Consider the following 19179-nt stretch of genomic DNA (forward strand, 5'->3'; position numbering starts at 1 on the left):
CGCCCGGTGGGCACCGTGCGCCGTCAGCGGTCTACCTCGAACGCTGGCGCGGCCAGTCCGCCGACCGCCCGGACCCGTCCCCGCCCGACAGCAGCCCGGCCCAGTCGGACCGACCGGCCCAGTCCGCACCGTCGACCCGGGCGGGTCCGCCGGCCCGCACCAGTTCCGGCTCGGCGGTGGCGGGCGGCGTGCCGAGCCCGAAACCGTCGCCACCCGGTGCGCGGTCCCGTCGGGTCACCGGTGGGAGGATCTCGTCCGCCTGCAGCGCCGGGGGCCGGTCGTCCGCGGGCTGCGGCCACCGCTGCCAGCGGCGGATGCTCACGACACCGACCAGGAGCAGCGACCCGACCAGCAGCGTCGTCCCGGACCGGAGCGGGGCCGCCAGGTCGATCCGGTGGCCGCTCACGGTCAGTTCGTGGTCGAACAGTGCCAGCACGCGGGCCGGGCTGACGAGCAGGCCCAGGTAGCTGGCCGAGTAGACCAGGCCGGTCAGCGCCGCGCCCAGCGGGGAGAACCGGAGCGTGGCGATGAGTCCGAGCACGAGCCCGCCGGCGGCGAGCACCAGCACGGGCCGGACGAAGTCGGCGCTGTCCAGCGCGCCGCCGTGCTGTGCGGCGGCGAACGCCCGCTCCGACCGGTCCTGGCCGAGCGCGAAGAGAATCCAGGCCAGCGGACCGACGATGACGGCGGCGAGCACTGTTCCGAGGTGTCGCATCCGGGCAAGGTACCGATTTCGTCCGAAGATGAGCAGGTCTGCTAAGCGAAACTTAAGCCGACCGATCTCCCGCCCGGGCCGGTGGAGCGCGTCCCCGAGTCACGGGACACGCCGAACTACTGTTTTCTTGACAGTACTCTGCAATCCGCACTAGTGTGCGGAGCGTGGATACGACGCAGCTCCTCAAGGGTGTGCTCGACCTCGCCGTGCTCGCCGTGCTCAAGGACGAGGACGGCTACGGCTACGACATCCTCCGCCGGTTGCGCGAGGCCGGCCTGGAAGAGGTCGGGGACGCCTCGGTCTACGGCACCCTGCGCCGGCTCTTCGCCGCCGGCCTGCTGACCACGTACGTGGTGCCGAGCGAAGCCGGACCGCACCGCAAGTACTACGCACTCAACGCCGCCGGCCGCGACCAGCTGGCCCGCTCCGGCAAGACCTGGCGCTCCTTCGCCACCACCATGAACGCGCTGCTCGACGATCGGGGGATGGCGGCATGACCGTCACTGGGCAGGAGATCGCAGACTACGTCGACCGGGTCCGGGGGGCCCTGGCCGACCTGCCACCCGCCGTCCGCGACGAGTTGACCGAGGACCTGCCGGAGCACCTGGCCGAGGTGGCCGCCGAGACCGACGGCACCCTGGTCGACCGGCTCGGCGCGCCGGAGGCGTACGCGGCCGAGCTGCGGGCCGCCGCGGGTGCGGAGGCCGGCGCCCGGTCGGCGTTCCTGAGCCGGCGGCTCGACGCCGCCCGGGCCCGGGCCGGCACCCAGCTCCGCGCCCTCGACACCCAGCTCGGCCCGCTGCTCGGGCAGCCCTCGGTGAGCGAGTTCCTGCGCCCGCTGCGGCCGGCGTGGTGGCTGCTGCGCGGCTGGCTGGCGGCGCTGGTGATCTCCGTGATCCTCGGCGGGGCGCCCGGGCTGCTGCCCCGGCTCGATGGCAGCGTGTTCGCCGGCCTGGTCCTGCTCGCAGGCACGGTCCTCGCCTCGGTCTGGCTGGGCCGCCGGTCCGCCGGTCTGCGGGGCTGGCGCCGCCAGGCGGTGCAGATCGGCACGGCCGCCCTGCTGCTGTTCTCCTTCGCCGCCCTGGTCACCGTGGATCAGCGCGCCAGCACCGACCGGTTCGGCAGCTACCAGGAGATCTCGACCGACCGCCGGTACGACATGATCCAGGATGTCTTCGTCTACGACGAGCAGGGCCGGCTGGTGACCAACGCCCGGCTCTTCGACCAGAACGGCGTGCCGATCCGGCTCGGCTGGCCCACCTGCCCCGACGGCACCGGCGTGGTGCCGCCGCCCCGCTACGTCTACCCGTACTGCCCGGAGCAGGCGCCCTTCGCGCCGCCCGTGCCGTCCCCCGCGACGCCCGCGCCGCCCGCGCCCGGCACGGTGACCCCGACCGGGAGCGCGCCGGCCCCGAGCGGGAGCGCCCCCGCGCCGAGCGCGAGCACGTCCGCGTCGCCGACCGCCACCGTCGGGCCCGCGCCGTCGGCGGAGCCGACCACCACCCGCTGAACCCGCACCCCGCAGGGGCGCCCGCCGACCGGCGGGCGCCCCTGCGGCCGTGCACCGTCCAGCCAGGACCAGACCGGCCAGGCCGGCGGCCGTCGCGCCCGCCGGGGCGTTCCGTCCCGCCGGCGAACAGGAGGTGAATGCCACTGTTCCCGCGTCTTCCCCGGGCCGTGCGGCGCGTGGCACGCTACCCGCACGTAACACCACTGTGCGACCAGCCAACGATGACTGACCGCTAGGAGGAAAGACCCATGGGCGAGATGGTGAGCTTCGCCGGCAACGGAGGGACGAGCGAGGGGTATCTCGCGATACCCTCCGTCGGTGCGGCCAGCCCGGCGGTCATCGTCATCCAGGACTGGTGGGGCCTGGTGCCCCACGTGCGGGCGGTGGTGGACCGGTTCGCGGAGGCCGGCTTCGTGGCCCTCGCCCCGGACTTCCGGCACGGCGGCCCGGCCAGCAGACCGGACGAGCCGCGGCAGATGCTGAACAGCACCCAGATGGACGAGGCGGCCAGCGACATCGCCGCCGCCGCCGAGTTCCTCGCCGGCCGCCCCGAGGTCGCCGGCAAGATCGGTTGCGCCGGGTTCTGCGCCGGGGCGAGCCTGGCCCTCTGGTCCGGCACGTTCTCCGAGCGGATCGTCGCGACCGCCGCCTTCTACCCCCGGCTGCCCTGGGAGGACATGCGCGCCGACTGGCCGGACTACGCCGGCAAGGCCGCGCTCATCCACTGCTCCGAGGCGGACGGCCTCTCCGCCGCCGACGGGGTGCAGAGCGCGAAGCGGGCGATCGAGGCGGCCGGCGGCTCCTGCCAGACCTACGACTACCCGGGCACCGCGCACGCGTTCTTCAACGAGGACCGGCCGGAGCACTTCGACCAGCGGGCCGCCGCCACCGCCTGGGCCCGCACCCTGGAACTGTTCCGGGCCCGGCTTGGCTGAGTCGCGTACCCCCGCCGAGGTGGTCGCCCGCGCCGCGCGGGCGACCGACCTGGCCGACCTCGACGGCGCGGTGAGCGACTGCTTCGCCTGCCCGCGCCTGGTCGCCTGGCGGGAGGAGGTCGCCCGGACCAGGCGGGCCGCCTTCCGGGACCAGGAGTACTGGGGGCGGCCGGTGCCCGGGTTCGGTCCGGCCGACGCGCGCATCGGCATCCTCGGTCTGGCCCCGGCCGCGCACGGCGGCAACCGCACCGGCCGGATCTTCACCGGTGACCGCTCCGGCGACGTGCTCTTCGCCGCGCTGCACCGCGCCGGACTGGCCAACCAGCCGACCAGCGTCGCCGCCGACGACGGCCTCGCCCTGCGCGACACCCGCATCTTCGCCGCCGTGCGCTGCGCGCCCCCGGACAACAAGCCCACCCCGGTCGAGCGGGACACCTGCGCGCCCTGGGTGCACCGGGAGGTCGCGCTGATCCGGCCCACGCTGCGCGTCGTGGTCGCGCTCGGCGCGTTCGCCTGGGCCGCGTGGTGGCCGGTGCTGCGCGACGTGTACGGCCGGCGGCCGCCCACGCCGCGCCCCGCGTTCGGCCATGGGGCACACTGGTCCGGCACGTCCGCGCCGGAACTGCTCGGCTGCTACCACGTCAGCCAGCAGAACACGTTCACGGGGCGGCTGACACCAGCGATGTTGGACGACGTGTTCGCCCGGGCGAAGCACCTGGCCGGGGTGGACTGAGGGATGCGTGGGGCGGTGGGATGGACCTCGGCGTGCTGCGCAGATGGTGGCCGATCGCGGCGGTGACCCTGCTGCTGGCCGCCGCCGCGCTCGCCGCCGGCCACTCCGCCATCGGGGCCAGCCGCATCCCACCGGCCGCCGACAACATCCCGTACGTGCCGGAGTATCCGTCCGCCGAGGCCGCGCCCTCCTTCCCGGCCGAGCCCCGGGACTTCGGTCCGCCCACCTCCGGCGGCATCCCGGGCTGGGTCGCCAGCACGGCGATCGTGCTGCTCTCGGCGGCCGTGCTGGCCGCCGTCGGCTACGTGCTCTGGACGCTGATCGGCGGGGCGCTGCGCCGGACCACCCGGGCGGTGCCGACCCAGCGGGCCCGGCGCACCGCCGCCGGCACCGCCCGCGAGGTGGTGGCCGCGCTCGACGCCGGCCTGGTCGAACTCGACGACCGGGACACCGACCCGCGGACCGCGGTGATCGCCTGCTGGGTGCGGTTGGAGGAGGCCGCCGAGGAGGCCGGGGTGCCCCGGCTCGCCGGGGACACCCCCACCGACCTGGTCACCCGGCTGCTGCGCGGTGACCCGGCCGCCGGGGTGCCGGCGATCGCCAGCGCCGACGTGCTGGACGGGTTCGCGCACGTCTACCGCGAGGCCCGCTACGCCACCCACACAGTCGACGCGCGGATGCGCGACCAGGCCCGGTCCGCGCTGCGCCGGCTGCGCGGCGAGCTGACCAGCCTGGCCGTCGCGGGGGAGGCCCCGGCATCGTGAGCACCAGCATCGACGACCTGCTGTCGTCCGCCGAGGAACCCGCCGGGACGCGGGCCGAACCGGCCGGCCGTGGCCGGGTCCGGGTGCTGCTGCGGACGCTCACGGTCACCGCGGCGATCACCGTCGTCGTGGTGGTCGGGCTGCGCGCCGTCGGCCTCCAGGTCTCGCTCTGGATCATCGTGGCCGGCGTGCTCGCCGTGCTCGCGGTCCGCCGGGTCACCGCCGCCCTGACGCCCCCGCCACCGCCCCGGGCCGCCGCGCGCACCCCCGCCGGGGAGGAACCGGGCACCTGGAACTGGGCCTCCCGGGACGCGCTGCGCACCGCGATCAACGGCTGGGAACGCCCGCTGGACTGGTGCGGCGGCAACCGGGAGCGGTTCACCGAGCGGATCCTGCCCCGCCTCGGTGAGCTGGCCGACGAGCGGCTGCGCCAGAAACACGGCATCACCCGCGAGTCCGACCCGGCCCGGGCCCGCACCCTGCTGGGAGAGCCGCTGTGGACGTTCCTCAGCGCCCCCTCCCGCCGCCCCCCGTCGCCGCGCGATCTCGCGGCGATCGTCGCCGAACTGGAGAAGTTGTGATGAACGACGTGGACCGCAGCATGCCCCCCGCCGAGGTGGGCCGGCTGGCCCGGGCGGTGCTGGACGCGGTCGGCACGGTCGTGGTCGGCAAGCGGGAGGCCCTGGAGCTGGTCCTCGCCGGCATCCTGGCCGGCGGCCACGTGCTCCTGGAGGACCTACCCGGCCTGGGCAAGACGCTCACCGCACGGTCGTTCGCGCAGGCCCTCGGCCTGGACTTCCGCCGCCTCCAGTTCACCCCGGACCTGCTCCCCGCCGACGTGACCGGCTCCTTCCTCTACGACCAGCGCAGCGGCGACTTCGCGTTCCGGGCCGGCCCGGTCTTCACCAACCTGCTGCTGGCCGACGAGATCAACCGGACCCCGCCGAAGACCCAGTCGGCGCTGCTGGAGGCCATGCAGGAGAAACAGGTCTCCGTCGAGGGCGTCACCTACCGGCTGGACGAGCCGTTCCACGTGCTCGCCACCGCCAACCCGATCGAGTACGAGGGCACCTACCCGCTGCCGGAGGCGCAGCTGGACCGGTTCCTGCTCCGGGTCTCCTTCGGCTATCCCGACCACGACGAGGAGTGGGAGGTCCTGCAACGGCGGATCGCCCGCCGCCGCGAGGAGGCCGAGATCACCCCCGTGGTGGACGCCGGCACGCTGCGGGCCATGCAGGCCGCGCTGGAGGACGTGGTGGTCGAGGACTCCATCGGCCGGTACATCGTGACGCTCACCGCGGCCACCCGCGAGCACCCGTCGGTGCTGGTCGGCGCGTCGCCGCGCGGCTCGCTGGCGCTGCTGCTGCTGTCCCGGGTCCGGGCGGTGCTGGGCAACCGGGACTACGTGGTGCCGGAGGACGTCAAGGCGGTGGCGGCCCCCGCCCTGGCGCACCGGATCACCCTGCGCCCGGAGATGTGGCTGCGCCGGGTCGACCCGTCCTTCGTGGTCGGCGAGGTGCTCGAGTCCACCCCCGCCCCGGCCAGCGGCGCCCTGCCCAGCTACGCGGCCGGGCCCGCCGGGCGCTGATGACCGACCGCCACGAGCCCGCCGCCGGCTGGGCGCCCACCGCGGCGCTCGGCCGGGCCGTGCTGCTCACCGGGCTGCTGCTCGTCGCCGCCGTGCTGCTCGGCCGGATCGACCTGGTCGTGCTGGCCACGCCGTTCGCGCTGGGCACCGCGTACGGGCTGCGCCGCCGGCCCACCGCGCTGCCCGAGTTGGAGATCGGCGCCGGGGACGCGCACCTGGTCGAAGGGTCCCCGATGACCGCGACGGTGGCCGTCGCCAACCCCGACACCGTCTCCTACGACCTGGCCGTGGTCCGCACCCGGATGTCCCGCTGGCTGCGGGTGGAACGGATCGGCTTCGGCGGGGCCGGCATCGATGTGGGCCGCGGCGGCGGCGCCGACCGCCCGTTCGTCACCTCGGTGCCGTCCGGCGCCGCGGTCGACCTGACCCTGACCGGCACGGCGTTGCGCTGGGGCCGGCACCCGATCGGGCCGGCCGGCACCCGGGTGGCGGCCGCCGACGGGCTGCTGGTCTCCCGCGCGGTGCTCACCGAACCGGTGCGGACCCGGGTCTACCCGAGGACCGAGCCGTTCGAGGCGGTCGAGGCGATGCCGCGGGCGGCCGGCCTGGTCGGCGCGCACCACTCCCGCCGGCCCGGCGAGGGCGGCGAGTTGGCCGGCGTACGGGTCTTCGCGCCGGGGGACCGGCTGCGCCGGATCGACTGGCGGGTCTCGCTGCGGGCCCGGCAGCTGCACGTGGCGGCCACCCTGTCCGACCGGGACGCCGAGGTGGTGGTGCTGCTCGACGTGCTGGCCGAGGCGGGCCGTTCCGGCGGGGTACGCGGTCCGGCGTCCGTGCTGGACACCACGGTGCGGGCGGCGGCGGCGATCGCCGAGCACTACCTGCACCGGGGCGACCGGGTGGCGTTGCTCGAGTACGGCCCGGGTGCCCGCCGGCTCCGCCCGGCCACCGGGCGCCGGCAGTACCTGACCGTGCTGGAGTGGCTGCTCGACGTCAAGGCGGAGTCCTCCCCGCACGAGCCGTACGACCTGGTGTTCGGCCCGCAGTTGCTCTCCTCGGACGCGCTGGTGGTGGTGCTCACTCCGTTGCTGGACGAGCGCTCGGCGCAGATGCTGGCCCGGATGGCCCGGGGCGGCCGGTTCGTGGTGGCGGTGGACACCCTGCCGGCCGATCTGCCGCCGCCGAAGGAGCGCGGCTGGGCCGAGGTGGCGTACCGGCTGTGGCGGCTGGACCGGGACACGATGATCGGCCAGCTCCGCGAGCACGGGGTGCCGGTGGTCCGCTGGGCCGGCGCGGGCAGCCTCGACCAGGTGTTGCGGGACGTGGCCCGGCTGGCCACCGCACCCCGGGTGGGTGGCCGGTGAACGACATGCTGGCGGCGCTGCACGAGCGGGCCCGGGCGCTGCGGTTCCTGGTCGGCCGGATCAGCCTCGTCCCGCTGCTCATCCGGGCCGGGATCTTCCTCACCGTGCTGCTGGGCGCGCTGGTGGCGTACCCGGCGGAGGCGATCACCCCGCGGTCGCTGCTGGCCCTGACGGTGGTGGCGGTGCTGCCGGCGGTCGGGCCGCGCCGGACGTGGCCGACCTTCGCGGCGCTGGTCGTGGTCGGCGGTTGGCTGCTCGCCACGGTCGGCTACGACCGCCCGCCCGCGCTGTGGCGGCTGGTCGCCGTGGCCACCCTGCTCTACCTGGCGCACACCCTCTGCGCGCTCGCCGCCCTGCTGCCCTACGACGGGGTGGTCGACCCGGACCTGGTGCTGCGCTGGCTGGGCCGGGCCGGCGGGGTGGTGCTGGCCAGCGCGGTGGTCGGCATCGTGCTGGCCTGGCTCGGCGGGGTCGGCGGCGACCGGGGCTTCCAGGCCGCGACGGTGGCCGGGCTGCTGGTGGCGGTGGCGCTCAGCGCCCTGCTCGGCTGGTTGCTGCGTCGCGGATAGCCGGACCGGGTGGCCGAGTTACGCAGGTCACAGGGGTTGTGCTCGGTCACAGAAGGGGGTCTCGAACGGGATTACCCGAGCCGCCCGGGGAAAGATAGATGACGTGAATCCGAAGCGGATCCTTGTCGTGGGTGCCGGGCATGTCGGCCTGTATGCCGCTCTGCGCCTGTCCAAGAAGCTGAGCTCCCGTGAGGCCGAGGTCGTCGTCGTCGACCCGCAGCCGCACATGACCTACCAGCCGTTCCTCCCGGAGGCTTCGGCGGGCAACATCTCGCCGCGGCACGCGGTGGTGCCGTTGCGGCGGGAGTTGCGCAAGTGCAAGGTCGTGGCGGGCACGGTCACCCGGATCGACCACCACCGCAGGACCGCCGTGGTGCAGCCGATCAGCGGCCCGGCCCGGGAGATCCCGTACGACCACGTGGTGGTCGCCCCCGGCTCGGTCTCCCGCACCCTGCCGATCCCCGGGCTGCACGAGCACGGCATCGGGTTCAAGACCATCGGCGAGGCCATCTTCCTGCGCAATCACGTGCTGGACCGGCTGGACGTGGCGGCCGCCACGACCGATCCCGAGGTCCGCAGCCGGGCGCTGACGTTCGTCTTCGTCGGCGGCGGGTACGCGGGCATCGAGGCGCTCGCCGAGATGGAGGACATGGCCCGGGACGCGCTGCGCTACTACCCGGAGCTGAAGCCGGAGGACATGCGCTGGGTGCTGGTCGAGGCCACCCAGCGGGTGCTGCCCGAGGTCGACCGGGACATGGGCGCCTACACGGTGCAGCAGCTGCTCAAGCGGAACATGGACATCCGGCTGGACACCCGGCTGGAGTCCTGCGTCGACGGGGTGGCGAAGCTGTCGGACGGGTCGAGCTTCCCCTCGGACACCATCGTCTGGACGGCGGGCGTGAAGCCGTCGCCGATGCTGGACGCCACGGACTTTCCGCGCGACGAGCGCCGCCGGGTGACCTGCCTGCCCACCCTGCAGGTGGTGGACGGTGACCGGGTGGTCGAGGGCGCGTGGAGCGCCGGCGACTGCGCCGCGGTGCCGGACCTGACCAAGGAGCCGGGCAACTTCTGCTCGCCGAGCGCGCAGCACGCGGTCCGGCAGGCCGCCCGGATGGCCGACAACATCGTGAACGTGATCCGCGGGCGCGAGCCGGTCAACTACAAGCACAAGCACGCGGGCAGCGTGGCCAGCCTCGGCCTGCACAAGGGCGTGGCCCAGGTGTACGGCGTGAAGATGACCGGCTGGCCGGCGTGGTTCATGCACCGCACGTACCACATGTCGCGGATCCCGTCGTTCAACCGCAAGGTCCGGGTGGTGGTCGACTGGACGCTGGCGTTCGTCCTCAAGCGTGAGGTGGTCGCGCTGGGCCAGCTGCACGACCCGCGCGAGGAGTTCGCCGAGGCGTCCGCCCCGGTGGGCGCGGCGCGCTGAGTTTCGCCGGCGGAAGGTGGCTGGCACGCGAGTTGCGGCAAAGCGGCCCTTCCGACGGCCTGGCGGGCACCGACATGCGGCAACCCGGGTCGATCACACGGCGGGAGACGCCGCACCCCGGCCGGCGACCGGCCGGGGTGCGCGGTCAGAACCGCCAGGTCCAGGCGTCGGCGATCCGGGTGCCGGGGCCGAAGAGCTGCTCCAGGGTGCCGCGCAGGGTCGCCGCGTGCGGCGCGTCGTCGGTGACCGCCACGCAGGAGGCGTGCCAGAACCGGATGTCCCGGCCGGCCTGCCGGCGCTGCTCGTCGCCGATCGCCGGTGGCACGCCGCGCCGGGCCACCTGGGCCAGCAGCGCCGAGGTGGGCCGCTGGTAGGTGCCCATGGCGGCCGAGCCGCTCCGGCCGTAGGGGCCGATGAAGAAGCCCTCCGGCATGCCGAAGGCCGCGTCGGCGGCGGTGGCCCAGCGCATCGGCCACGGGTCGTTCGGGGTGGCCGTGGGCACCGGGACCAGCACCCCGCCGGGGCGTACGCACTGCCGCCAGTGGCCGGCCGAGACGAATTCGGGCAGCGCCGGGCGGTCGGCGGTGGGCAGCGGGGCGGGAAAGACGGTGAGCAGGGCGGCGCCGACGCCCAGCGGGACGAGCCGCCGGGCCCGCCCGGGTTCCCCGAGCGCCCGGTGCAGGGCCAGGGCGAGCACCGTGCCGGCCAGCGGTGGCACCGCGAGGGCGAACCGCATCGGCAGCGCGCCGTCCACCACCGGCAGCCCGGCCAGCAGGGCGTACGGTCCGGGCAGCCCGGTCCGTTCGCCGGAGACGACCACCTCGGGGCCGAGCGACAGCAGCGCCATCGCCAGGGCGCCGGCGACGCAGGCGGTCACCAGCGGGCGGCGGCCCAGCCAGGCCGCGCAGCCGGCGGTGACCAGCAGCAGCGGCCAGCCGAGGAAGGTGGTGAACTCGGCCGGGCCGGTGCTCAGCCGGGCGGCGGCGTCGCTGCCCAGCACCGAGAGCGGGGAGAGGGTCGACCAGCCGCTCAGGTCGGCGGAGAAGTAGTACGGGCTGAACATTCCCTCCGCCACGCCCTGCGGCCCGGCGAACTGGTGCCAGAGCGGGTACGCCAGTACCAGCAGCGCCAGCCCGGCCGCGGTCAGCAGCCCGCCGGCGAAGGTGGGCAGGGCCCGGCGCAGCAGCGCCCGGTCGGCCAGGCCGTACGCGACCGTCATGATCAGCAGGGTGACCGCGGTGAGGAAGAGCACCTCCTCGCCGATGAACACCTGGGCGGTGACCGCCGCGGCCAGCCCGACCGCCGAGGTGGCCAGCCGGCGGCGGTCCGGCCCGTCGGGGCCGGCGGCGGGGTCGGCGGCCCGGAGCATCCGGGCCACCAGCCAGACGATGACCGGGATCAGCCACTGGGCGGTCATGTGCAGGTGGGCGTTGCTCTGCGAGACCATGCCGGGGCCGAAGCCGCAGAGTCCCGCGCCGAGCCCGGCGGCGAGCCGGTGGACCCGCAACGTCCGACTGAACAGCAGGTACCAGGCGAGCGCCGTGCCGGCCAGGTTGCCGGCGGTCAGCAGGGCGAAGCTGACCGGTGCCCCGAAGGCCAGGGTGACCGGGGCGAACAGCACCCCCAGCGCGATCACTGTGGTGTTGGCCAGCAGGTTGACCCCGTCGGGCGCGTTGAGCCGGTCGGTGAGCAGGTGGAAGTCGCCGAGCAGGGCGCGCGAGTCGACGGCCAGGAACCACTCGTAGAGGGTCTGGTCCGCCGGGTTCAGCGCGAGTACCCGCTGTCCGGGGGCGGGCCACAGCCCGTGGGTGAGCCAGCCGGCCAGCAGGGCGAAGAGCAGGCCGGCGAGGAGGCCCGACCGGTGGCGGGCGACGGTGGTCAGCAGGCGGGCCCGGCGGCTCGGGCGGACCACCGGTGGACCGAGGACGGCCTGGTCGGGGTCCGGTCCGGGGACCGTGGCGGCGGCGCTGGTCACGGCCTCGACCATAGCGGCGCGAACCCTCGGGGTACGCCGGCTCGCGCGGCAACGGCTACGGTGAGACCTGCGCCGAGGTGTGTCGGCGCACCGGCGTCACCCGCCCGGGTGGTGGAACGGCAGACACGGCCGCCTTAAAAGCGGCTGCCGCAAGGCGTGCGGGTTCGACCCCCGCCCCGGGCACAGACTCTCAGCTTTCCCACAGCTTGCCGCCCGCCGCGGTGAGCGGGTGCCGTTTACCCTGGAGGGGCACGTTCACGTGCATCGACCCCCTGAGGGAGGCCTGAGAAAGTGAAGACCTCGAACCCGGTGCTCTCCCGGCTCGGCCAGGCGGCCGGCCGCGAGCGGGCGGCCGGGTACGCCCAGCCCGGGCCGTACGCCCAGCCCGGATATCCGCAGCAGCCGTACCCGACCGGCTACGGCTACCCGGCGGCACCGCCCACCGTGACCCCGATGACCCTGGACGACGTGGTCGTCAAGACGGTCACCCTGCTCGGGATCCTGGGCGTCGTGGCGGCCGCGACCTGGGCCGTCCTGCCGGACCAGCTGCTCGGCCTGGCCTGGATCGGCGGTGCCGTCGTCGGCCTGGTGCTCGGCCTGATCATCTCGTTCTCCCGGATGGCCAACCCGGCGCTGGTCATCGCCTACTCGGTCGTCGAGGGTGTTTTCCTCGGCGCGGTGAGCAAGACGTTCAACACCCTCTACGACGGCATCGTGCTCCAGGCCGTGGTGGCGACCTTCGGTGTCTTCTTCATGATGGCGATGCTCTACAAGTCGCGCGTCATCCGGGCCACCCCGAAGTTCACCAAGATCCTGATCGCGATGATGGGTGGCCTCTTCGCGGTCATGCTGATCAACCTGGTGCTCGCCCTCTTCGGCGTCAACACCCACCTGCGCGACGGCAGCCCGCTGGCCATCGGCTTCAGCCTGGTCTGCATCGTGGTGGCCTCGCTGAGCTTCGTGCTCGACTTCGCCAACATCGAGAACGGCGTCCGGATGGGGCTCCCGCAGCGCTACTCCTGGACCGCCGCGTTCGGCATCGTGGTCGGCCTGATCTGGCTCTACCTGGAGGTGCTGCGCCTGCTCAGCTACCTCCAGGGCGACGACTGACCGTCCCGCCCCGCCGCACGACGCCCGCCCGCCGCCACCGCGGCCGGCGGGCGTCGTCGTTTCCCCGCCGCCGCCGGGCCCGCCGGGGCAGAGTGGGAGCCGGGGTACGGCGGCAAGGAGGTCACGGTGCGCAGTGCCAACCCGGTCCTCGACCGCCTGGACGACGTCGGACGGACCGAACGCCAGGTCCTCGGGGTGGGGGCCGCCGAGACGATGAGCGTCGCCGACGTGGTGAGCCGCACCGTCGGCCTGCTGCTGGTCACCGGCGTCACCGCGGCGGTCGCCTGGGTGCTCGTTCCGCCGGCGGCCTGGATCTCGGCGGCGCTGGCCGGCAGCGCCCTGGCCAGCCTCGCGCTGGTGCTGTTCATCTCGCTGAAGCAGGTCACCAACCCGCCGCTGATCGTCGGGTACGCGGTGCTCCAGGGGCTGCTGCTGGGCGTGGCGAGCCGGGCCTTCGAACTGGTCTACCCGGGGATCGTGGCGCAGGCGGTGATCGGCACCTTCGGGGTCTTCCTCGGCATGGCGCTGCTCTACCGGGCCCGGGTCATCCGGGCCACCCCGCGGCTGGCCCGGCTCGTCCTCGGCGCGCTGATCGGGATCGTCGCCGTCGGCCTGGTCAACCTGGTGACCTACCTGCTCACCGGTCGGCAAGGGCTGGAGGTGTACAGCCTCACCGCCCGGGTCGGCTGGCTGCCGTACCTCTTCTCCGGGGTGGCGATCATCGCCGGGGCGCTCAGCTTCATCCTCGACTTCGACCTGGTCGAGCGCTCCGCGCGGGCCGGCCTGCCCCGCCGGTACGCGTGGTACTGCGCGTTCGGGCTGCTGGTCGGGCTGATCTTCCTGTACTGGCAGATCCTCCGTCTGCTCAGCTACCTGCGGCGCTGACCGTACGACCGCTCCCGCCCGGCCGGCGAGCATCCTCCTGCCACGCCGCCGGCTGGCACCCTGGTCCGGGCCGGTCGCCGGGGCGCGGCCGCACGCCGTCGTAGACTCGGCCGCGATGAGCGCAGCGGAACTGGACCGGGTGGTGGGACTGCTGGTCCGTCAGGTCGGGCACTGGCAGCAGCCGCGCTGGTCGGCACCGGCCGCCGGGGGCAACGTGGCCCGGGGCGACCTGGTGCACAAGCTGGTGCAGGAGCTCGCCAACCGGGCCGCCGACGCGGCAGGCGAGCCGCGCCGGGACGTACCCCGGCTCGGCAGCGACCTGGTCCTGCCCGACCAGCTCCGGGTGGTCGCCGCCGACCTGGTCGCGGCCGGCGCCCCCGAGCCGGTGCTGGCCGAGGCCGCGGCGGCGGTGGCGGCGACCCGCGCTGCGCTCTAGCGGGAAGATCTTGGACGATGCCGGCCCGCCGGGGGGCTCGTTCCGTACCACGATCTCACGCAGGCTGCGGGCGATACGCATCAGCGCAGAAGCTTCTCCGTCAGGTCCATCAACCGCTCGGCGTCGCGCGGGTCGAGGGTGGGGAAGTCGGGCGGGAGTTGCCTGCCCCGGTCGATGGCGGTCAGCGGTGTAGCTGGCGGTTCGTCCAGAAACCGGTGGATGGGGGCGACCGCGCCGACGACCGGCCGGGCTGCCACCGACGCCGCCGCCAGAAGTCCGCGGACGATCCAGGGGAGGGCGCTGCGGTCGCCGCTCCTGGTGAAGCCGGGATGGTAGAGCACGTATCTCGCCCGACTGCCGGATCGCTGGGCGAAGCCCACACCGAGCAGGTCGTTGGCTCGGCCGGCCTGCAGCTGTGCGGTGATGGTCGAGTAGGCCGCCGCCAGTTGCAGGTCAGCCCAGTGCACTTCACCTCTGGTGATCCCGACGCCGGCGACATTCACGATCACCGGCGCGGCGGCCCGGTCCAGTGCCGGACGTAGGCCGAAGCTGAGCAGGTAGCGGCTGAGGTAGTAGAGCGCGAAGGTGCGCTCCAGCCCGTCGGCGGTCAGGACCCGGCGCGGCGCCAGAGCATTCGCGAACAGTGCCAACCCGTCCACGACCGGATACTCGGTCAGGATGTGCTCGATGGCCTGCCGTGTCTCGGTCACGCTGGACAGGTCAACCGGAAGGAATGCCATCGAGCCGCTGGCCAGCGCCTCGCCGCGGGCCCGGTTGTGGCCGAGCACCAGGACGCGGTCGCCACGTTCGGCCCGCTCCAGCGCGAACGCGCGTCCCATTCCGTTCGTGCCGCCACTGACCACCACGATGCCCATGCCGCTCCCGTTGCCGTCGATCGCTGACGGGCTCATCCTGGGCGGACGGTCGGCGTGCGCGAAAGAAGGCACTTTCATGTCCACAACGAACACCGGTGTGACTGCCTCGATGCGTGGTCACCAGCTCCCGGTTCCGGTCCCGGCCGGCGAGTACGCCCGCTGTCCGGTCACCGACCTGCTCCGCGGGCTGAGCGACAAGTGGACGTTGCTGCTGCTCACGCTGCTCGGCCAGCGCCCCTACCGGTTCAATGAGCTGCATCGGGCTGTGGAGGGCATCAGCCAGCGCATGCTCACCCGGACGTTGCGCACCCTGGAGACCGACGGCCTGGTCGCACGTGAGGTGTTCCCGACGCTACCGCCGACCGTCGAATACCGGCTGACACCGCTGGGCGTCAGCCTTCTCGAGCCGCTCTCCGCCCTGGCCGACTGGGCAGTCGGCCACCACGCTGAGATCACCGCGGCGCGGCAGAGGTCCACCTGATACCTATCGCCCCCCCGGGATCAGCGCTTGAGCCAGCGGCGGGCCTTGCGCCGGCGCGCCCGGTCCCGGGCCCGGGGCAGCGCAAGCAGCTCCCGCTCGGCGGCCCCGGCCTGCCGGGCGTGCAGCAGCCCGTAGGTGAACGTGTTCTCGCCGTCCGCGTACGCCCGCAACGCCTGTTCGCGCAGCACCTGCCGGGTCACCACGGAGTCCTGGTGCGCGCCGAGCACATCCTGGAGGTCCTTGAATCGGTTCACCAGCTTCGCGGCGGGCGTCCCGACAACCGGTTCGCGCACCTCGACGGCGTACCGGGCGCGTTTGCCGGCCTTGCGGGCCTCGTGCAGCGCGTCGTCGTCCCCGCCGGCCAGCGCGGCGTCCAGGCGTTCGTCGAAGCGGGTGACCGCCCGGCGCACCCGGCGGGCCACCCAGCCGGGCCGAGGCTCGCGGGCAGGTGGCCCCTCGACCAGGGCGTCCAGCCGGCGCAGCAGGTCGGTGTACCGGTCGGAGCCGAGCGCGGCGTGCGCGCCGTCGAGGGCGGCGGCCAGCTCGGCGGCGAACCGCTCGGCGAGCCGGGCGGGGACCGGGCCGAGCACCAGCTCTGCCGGTTCCGCGTGCACCGCGTCGGCCAGCCGGGCGGACATCACCTGGACGTCCCGGACCCGCCCGAGCCGGCCGCCCAGCCAGCTCAGCTCGGCCCGCACCCGCTCGCTCTCCGCCCGGTCCCACAGCCCCCGGAAGGTCCGCAGGGTGGAGCGGAGCCGGCGGACGGCCACCCGCATGTCGTGCACCGCGTCCTCGTCGCCGGCGAGCGCTCCCGGATGGTTGCCGATCAGCGCGTCACGCTGGTCGGCCAGGTAGTCGAGGACGGGCGCCACCGCGGGGTCCGGCGCCGCCGGCCGGGCCTGCGCCAGCCGGGCGCGCAGCGCGCGGTGCGACTTGGATACCGGCACCGGGTCCGCGCCGGCCGTCCGGAGCCGGTCCGCCACGGCGTCGAGCAGCGCCTCGTCGCCCTCGACCAGCTCGACCTCGATCTCGTGCCACGCCTGCCGGACCCCGCTGACCAGGTCCTCCGACTCGACGCTGTCCTCGGCGACCTCGGCCAGCGTCCGCCCGTCCGGGTCGAGCAGGCGGCGTTCCCGACGCCGGGTGCGGACCCGGGCGGCCGGCGCGACGGCCGCGCCCCGGGCGGCAGCCCGGTAGAGCGCGGTCAGTTCGGCCGGCGGCTCCTGGTCGTCCGGTCCGGCCGGGAACTGGTACTCGGTCCGGGCGCCGCCCGCCGCGCCCACCTTGAGGTGCCAGCCCGCGTCGTGCCCCCCGGTACGCCGCCGCAGCGCGAAGCCGCTGCGGGCCAGCCGCAGGTCGGCGGTGTCCCAGTAGACCGCGTCCAGGTCGAGGGCGGTGGCGTCGGACACCGTCTCGACGCCACCGCACCCGGCCAGGTCGGGCAGCCGGAAGCCCTCGTCACCGGAGTACTTGCGCTCGCGTTCCACCACGGTCGCCATGGCGCCTCCCGTACCCGGCCGGCTTCCGGCCGAACCGGTAGCTCAGTTCAGTCGTTCGAGCACCATGGCCATGCCCTGGCCGCCGCCGACGCACATGGTCTCCAGGCCGATGGTCTTGTCGTGCCACTCCAGGGCGTTGAGCAGGGTGCCGGTGATCCGGGCGCCGGTCATGCCGAACGGGTGGCCGACGGCGATCGCGCCGCCCATCACGTTCAGCTTCTCCTCGGGGATGCCCAGCTGCCGGTACGACGGAATCACCTGGGCGGCGAACGCCTCGTTGATCTCGACCAGGTCGACGTCGTCGATGGTCATGCCGGCCCGCTTGAGTGCCTGCTTCGACGCCTCGACGGGGCCGAGGCCCATGATCTCGGGGGAGAGCGCGGTGACGCCGGTGGAGACGATCCGGGCCAGTGGGGTGAGCCCCAGCTCGGCGGCCCGCTCGGCGCTCATGACCACCACGGCGGCGGCGCCGTCGTTGAGCGGGCAGCAGTTGCCGGCGGTGATCCGGCCGTCCGGGCGGAACACCGGCTTCAGGCCGGTCACCCCCTCCAGGGTCACCCCCGGACGCGGGCCGTCGTCGGTGCTGACCACGGTGCCGTCGGGCGTGGTGACCGGGGTGATCTCGCGGGCCCAGAAGCCGTCGGCGATCGCCTTCTCGGCGAGGTTCTGGCTGCGTACCCCGAACGCGTCCATGTCCGCGCGGGTGACGTCGTACACCTGGGCCAGGTTCTCCGCGGTCTGCCCCATGGCCAGGTAGATGTCCGGGAGTTGGGCGGCCTCGCGCGGGTCGGTCCACACCACGGCGCCGGCCTGGGCGCGGGCCTCGGAGCGGCGGCGTGCCTCGGCGAAGCGCGGGTTCTCCCAGCCGCCGCCGACCAGCGCCTGCGCCTCCGGCGGCAGGGTGTCCGAGTTGCCGCGCGCGTACCGGGAGACGGTCTCGACGCCGGCGGAGATGAACACGTCGCCCTCGCCGGCCCGGATCGCGTGCATCGCCATCCGGGTGGTCTGCAGGGACGAGGCGCAGTAGCGGGTCAGCGTGGCGCCCGGCAGCCCGTCCAGGCCGAGCAGCGTGGCGACCACCCGGGCCATGTTGAAGCCCTGCTCACCGCCGGGCAGGCCGCAGCCCAGATAGAGGTCGTCGATCGTGGTGGGGTCGAGCGCGGGCACCTTGTCGAGGGCGGCCTGGACGATGGTGGCGGCGAGGTCGTCCGGGCGGACGTCCCGCAGGGAACCCTTGAACGCCCGGCCGATGGGGGACCGGGCGGTGGCGACGATGACGGCGTCACGGGGCGACTCAATCGGCATGAACCAACGTTAACCCGCGGGTAACTTGACGCGGAAGTTGCCGGCCGGGCGGGAAATGTCACCCGGCCGCGCGCAGACCGGGCCGCGCCGCCGGGCCGGGTCGGTGGCCTGCTTCCTAGTGGTGCCGGGTGGCGACCGTGGCCGCCGCCTCCACGGCGGGGAGCAGGGCGTGCGCCCACACCCGGTAGCCGTCGGCGGAGGGGTGGTAGCCGTCGTGGCAGAGCGTGCCGGCGTCGGCCCGGAACACCGGGCCGGTCTCGGTGGCCAGGTCGACCACGCCACCCCCGGCGTTGAGCACGGCCGCCGTCTGCGCCCGGGCGATCCGCCGGCCGGACCAGGCGAGCACCTGGCGCAGCGGCGCGTCGACCGCGCGTACCGCGCCCAGGTCCGGGCAGGTGCCGACGACGACCTCGACGTGCGCCTCCCGCAGCCGGCGCACCGCCGACCCCAGGTACGCCGCCGCGTCGCCGGGCCGGGCCAGCGCGGTGGCGTCGTTCGCCCCGACCAGGATCACCGCCACGTCGGGGCGCTCGCCGAGCAGCGCCCGGGCCACCTGGGTGGCCAGATCCGTCGAGCGGGAACCGGACACGCCCACGCTGGACAGGTGCACCAGCCGGCCGGCCGGCCCCTCGGCGAGCAGGTGCGCGAGTTGCCCGCCGATCGTCTCCTCGAAGCGCTCCACCCCGACGCCGAGCGCCGAGGAGTCGCCGAGCAGCACCAGCCGCAGCGGCGGGGCGCCGGTCCGGCCCACCGTGGCGCGCAGGGCGAGGCCCAGCTCCGGCTGGGCGTACTGCCGGCTGCGGGCGGCGATGGCCTGGCCGGCGAGGACGGCCGCGCCGCCCACCGTCCCGGCGAACAGGGACAGGGCGGCGGCCCGACCCAGCCGAGCCACGAGCTCGTTGCGCTCGGTCATGACGACACCTCCCTGGTGGCGGCGGTGCGGCCGGCCCGGGTGGCGCCGGTTGCTCGCCGCCGCGTCTCTCTGGCGGGGCAGACGTGAGCG

The 19179-nt window shown here is 74.6% G+C and carries 20 protein-coding genes and 1 tRNA gene; 15 read left to right on the forward strand and 6 right to left on the reverse strand.

The genetic code is table 11. The annotated features are described in order from the left end of the window. Positions 1–31: 31 nt before the first annotated feature. Positions 32–715: a hypothetical protein gene (locus LQ51_RS00325; RefSeq protein WP_156312933.1), complete on the reverse strand. Its 684-nt coding sequence runs from the start codon at positions 713–715 to the stop codon at positions 32–34. 164 nt (positions 716–879) lie between these two features. Between LQ51_RS00325 and LQ51_RS00330 the strand changes: the two genes are divergently transcribed. The 10 genes from LQ51_RS00330 to LQ51_RS00375 all read left to right on the forward strand — a co-directional run bounded on the left by LQ51_RS00330 (position 880) and on the right by LQ51_RS00375 (position 9610). Next, positions 880–1212 (forward strand): PadR family transcriptional regulator, encoded by a 333-nt coding sequence (locus LQ51_RS00330; RefSeq protein WP_046562620.1) that lies wholly within the window; start codon positions 880–882, stop codon positions 1210–1212. Next, complete coding sequence (locus tag LQ51_RS00335; protein ID WP_046562551.1) at positions 1209–2225, forward strand: HAAS signaling domain-containing protein; 1017 nt, start codon at positions 1209–1211, stop codon at positions 2223–2225. Before LQ51_RS00330 ends, LQ51_RS00335 begins: the two co-directional genes overlap by 4 nt. A 248-nt stretch (positions 2226–2473) precedes the next feature. Next, positions 2474–3160: a dienelactone hydrolase family protein gene (locus LQ51_RS00340; protein WP_046562552.1), complete on the forward strand. Its 687-nt coding sequence runs from the start codon at positions 2474–2476 to the stop codon at positions 3158–3160. Then, positions 3153–3893: a uracil-DNA glycosylase gene (locus LQ51_RS00345; RefSeq protein ID WP_357326469.1), complete on the forward strand. Its 741-nt coding sequence runs from the start codon at positions 3153–3155 to the stop codon at positions 3891–3893. The genes LQ51_RS00340 and LQ51_RS00345 overlap by 8 nt, the downstream gene beginning before the upstream one ends. Before the next feature lie 20 nt (positions 3894–3913). Next, entirely contained in the window at positions 3914–4657 is a 744-nt protein-coding gene (locus LQ51_RS00350; RefSeq protein WP_046562554.1) for a DUF4129 domain-containing protein, read from the forward strand. Continuing rightward, the gene (locus LQ51_RS00355; protein WP_197087482.1) at positions 4651–5238 is read left to right on the forward strand and encodes a hypothetical protein; all 588 of its coding nucleotides are present in this window, start codon (positions 4651–4653) and stop codon (positions 5236–5238) included. Before LQ51_RS00350 ends, LQ51_RS00355 begins: the two co-directional genes overlap by 7 nt. Further along, a complete protein-coding gene (locus LQ51_RS00360; protein WP_046562556.1) occupies positions 5238–6245 on the forward strand; it encodes an AAA family ATPase in 1008 nt (335 codons plus the stop codon). The genes LQ51_RS00355 and LQ51_RS00360 overlap by 1 nt, the downstream gene beginning before the upstream one ends. Then, positions 6245–7609 (forward strand): DUF58 domain-containing protein, encoded by a 1365-nt coding sequence (locus LQ51_RS00365; protein ID WP_046562557.1) that lies wholly within the window; start codon positions 6245–6247, stop codon positions 7607–7609. Before LQ51_RS00360 ends, LQ51_RS00365 begins: the two co-directional genes overlap by 1 nt. Positions 7610–7617: 8 nt before the next feature. Further along, on the forward strand, positions 7618–8178 hold the full coding sequence (locus LQ51_RS00370) for a hypothetical protein (protein ID WP_369799809.1): 561 nt from the start codon (positions 7618–7620) through the stop codon (positions 8176–8178). Positions 8179–8281: 103 nt separating this feature from the next. Next, positions 8282–9610: an NAD(P)/FAD-dependent oxidoreductase gene (locus LQ51_RS00375; protein WP_046562558.1), complete on the forward strand. Its 1329-nt coding sequence runs from the start codon at positions 8282–8284 to the stop codon at positions 9608–9610. A 145-nt stretch (positions 9611–9755) separates the two neighbouring features. Here LQ51_RS00375 and LQ51_RS00380 read toward each other — a convergent pair whose 3' ends face one another. Continuing rightward, positions 9756–11597 carry a hypothetical protein gene (locus tag LQ51_RS00380; protein ID WP_046562559.1) on the reverse strand — a complete coding sequence of 614 codons (1842 nt, stop codon included), beginning with the start codon at positions 11595–11597 and terminating at the stop codon, positions 9756–9758. Positions 11598–11687: 90 nt separating this feature from the next. Between LQ51_RS00380 and LQ51_RS00385 the strand changes: the two genes are divergently transcribed. The 4 genes from LQ51_RS00385 (at position 11688) to LQ51_RS00400 (ending at position 14016) form a co-directional block, all read left to right on the forward strand. Then, positions 11688–11768 (forward strand) — tRNA-Leu (locus tag LQ51_RS00385). 108 nt (positions 11769–11876) lie between these two features. Continuing rightward, a complete protein-coding gene (locus LQ51_RS00390; protein WP_046562560.1) occupies positions 11877–12695 on the forward strand; it encodes a Bax inhibitor-1/YccA family protein in 819 nt (272 codons plus the stop codon). A gap of 126 nt (positions 12696–12821) precedes the next feature. Beyond that, positions 12822–13580: a Bax inhibitor-1/YccA family protein gene (locus LQ51_RS00395; protein ID WP_046562561.1), complete on the forward strand. Its 759-nt coding sequence runs from the start codon at positions 12822–12824 to the stop codon at positions 13578–13580. A gap of 115 nt (positions 13581–13695) precedes the next feature. After that, positions 13696–14016, forward strand: coding sequence for a hypothetical protein (locus tag LQ51_RS00400; protein WP_046562562.1), 321 nt, complete (start codon positions 13696–13698; stop codon positions 14014–14016). Positions 14017–14096: 80 nt separating this feature from the next. Here LQ51_RS00400 and LQ51_RS00405 read toward each other — a convergent pair whose 3' ends face one another. Then, positions 14097–14891: an SDR family NAD(P)-dependent oxidoreductase gene (locus LQ51_RS00405; protein WP_046562563.1), complete on the reverse strand. Its 795-nt coding sequence runs from the start codon at positions 14889–14891 to the stop codon at positions 14097–14099. Here LQ51_RS00405 and LQ51_RS00410 point away from each other — a divergent pair. Further along, entirely contained in the window at positions 14890–15372 is a 483-nt protein-coding gene (locus LQ51_RS00410; protein ID WP_231605108.1) for a winged helix-turn-helix transcriptional regulator, read from the forward strand. The genes LQ51_RS00405 and LQ51_RS00410 overlap by 2 nt on opposite strands. Positions 15373–15392: 20 nt before the next feature. On the opposite strand, the gene LQ51_RS00415 is transcribed toward LQ51_RS00410, so the two are convergent. The 3 genes from LQ51_RS00415 to LQ51_RS00425 form a co-directional block, all read right to left on the reverse strand. Continuing rightward, a complete protein-coding gene (locus tag LQ51_RS00415; RefSeq protein WP_046562564.1) occupies positions 15393–16871 on the reverse strand; it encodes a CYTH and CHAD domain-containing protein in 1479 nt (492 codons plus the stop codon). 42 nt (positions 16872–16913) lie between these two features. After that, positions 16914–18176, reverse strand: a complete 1263-nt coding sequence (locus tag LQ51_RS00420; protein ID WP_046562565.1) for an acetyl-CoA C-acetyltransferase — start codon at positions 18174–18176, stop codon at positions 16914–16916. 115 nt (positions 18177–18291) lie between these two features. After that, positions 18292–19089: an SGNH/GDSL hydrolase family protein gene (locus LQ51_RS00425; protein ID WP_046562566.1), complete on the reverse strand. Its 798-nt coding sequence runs from the start codon at positions 19087–19089 to the stop codon at positions 18292–18294. Positions 19090–19179 lie beyond the last annotated feature (90 nt).

It is taken from the genome of Micromonospora sp. HK10, from assembly GCF_000982955.1.
Taxonomy (GTDB): domain Bacteria; phylum Actinomycetota; class Actinomycetes; order Mycobacteriales; family Micromonosporaceae; genus Micromonospora.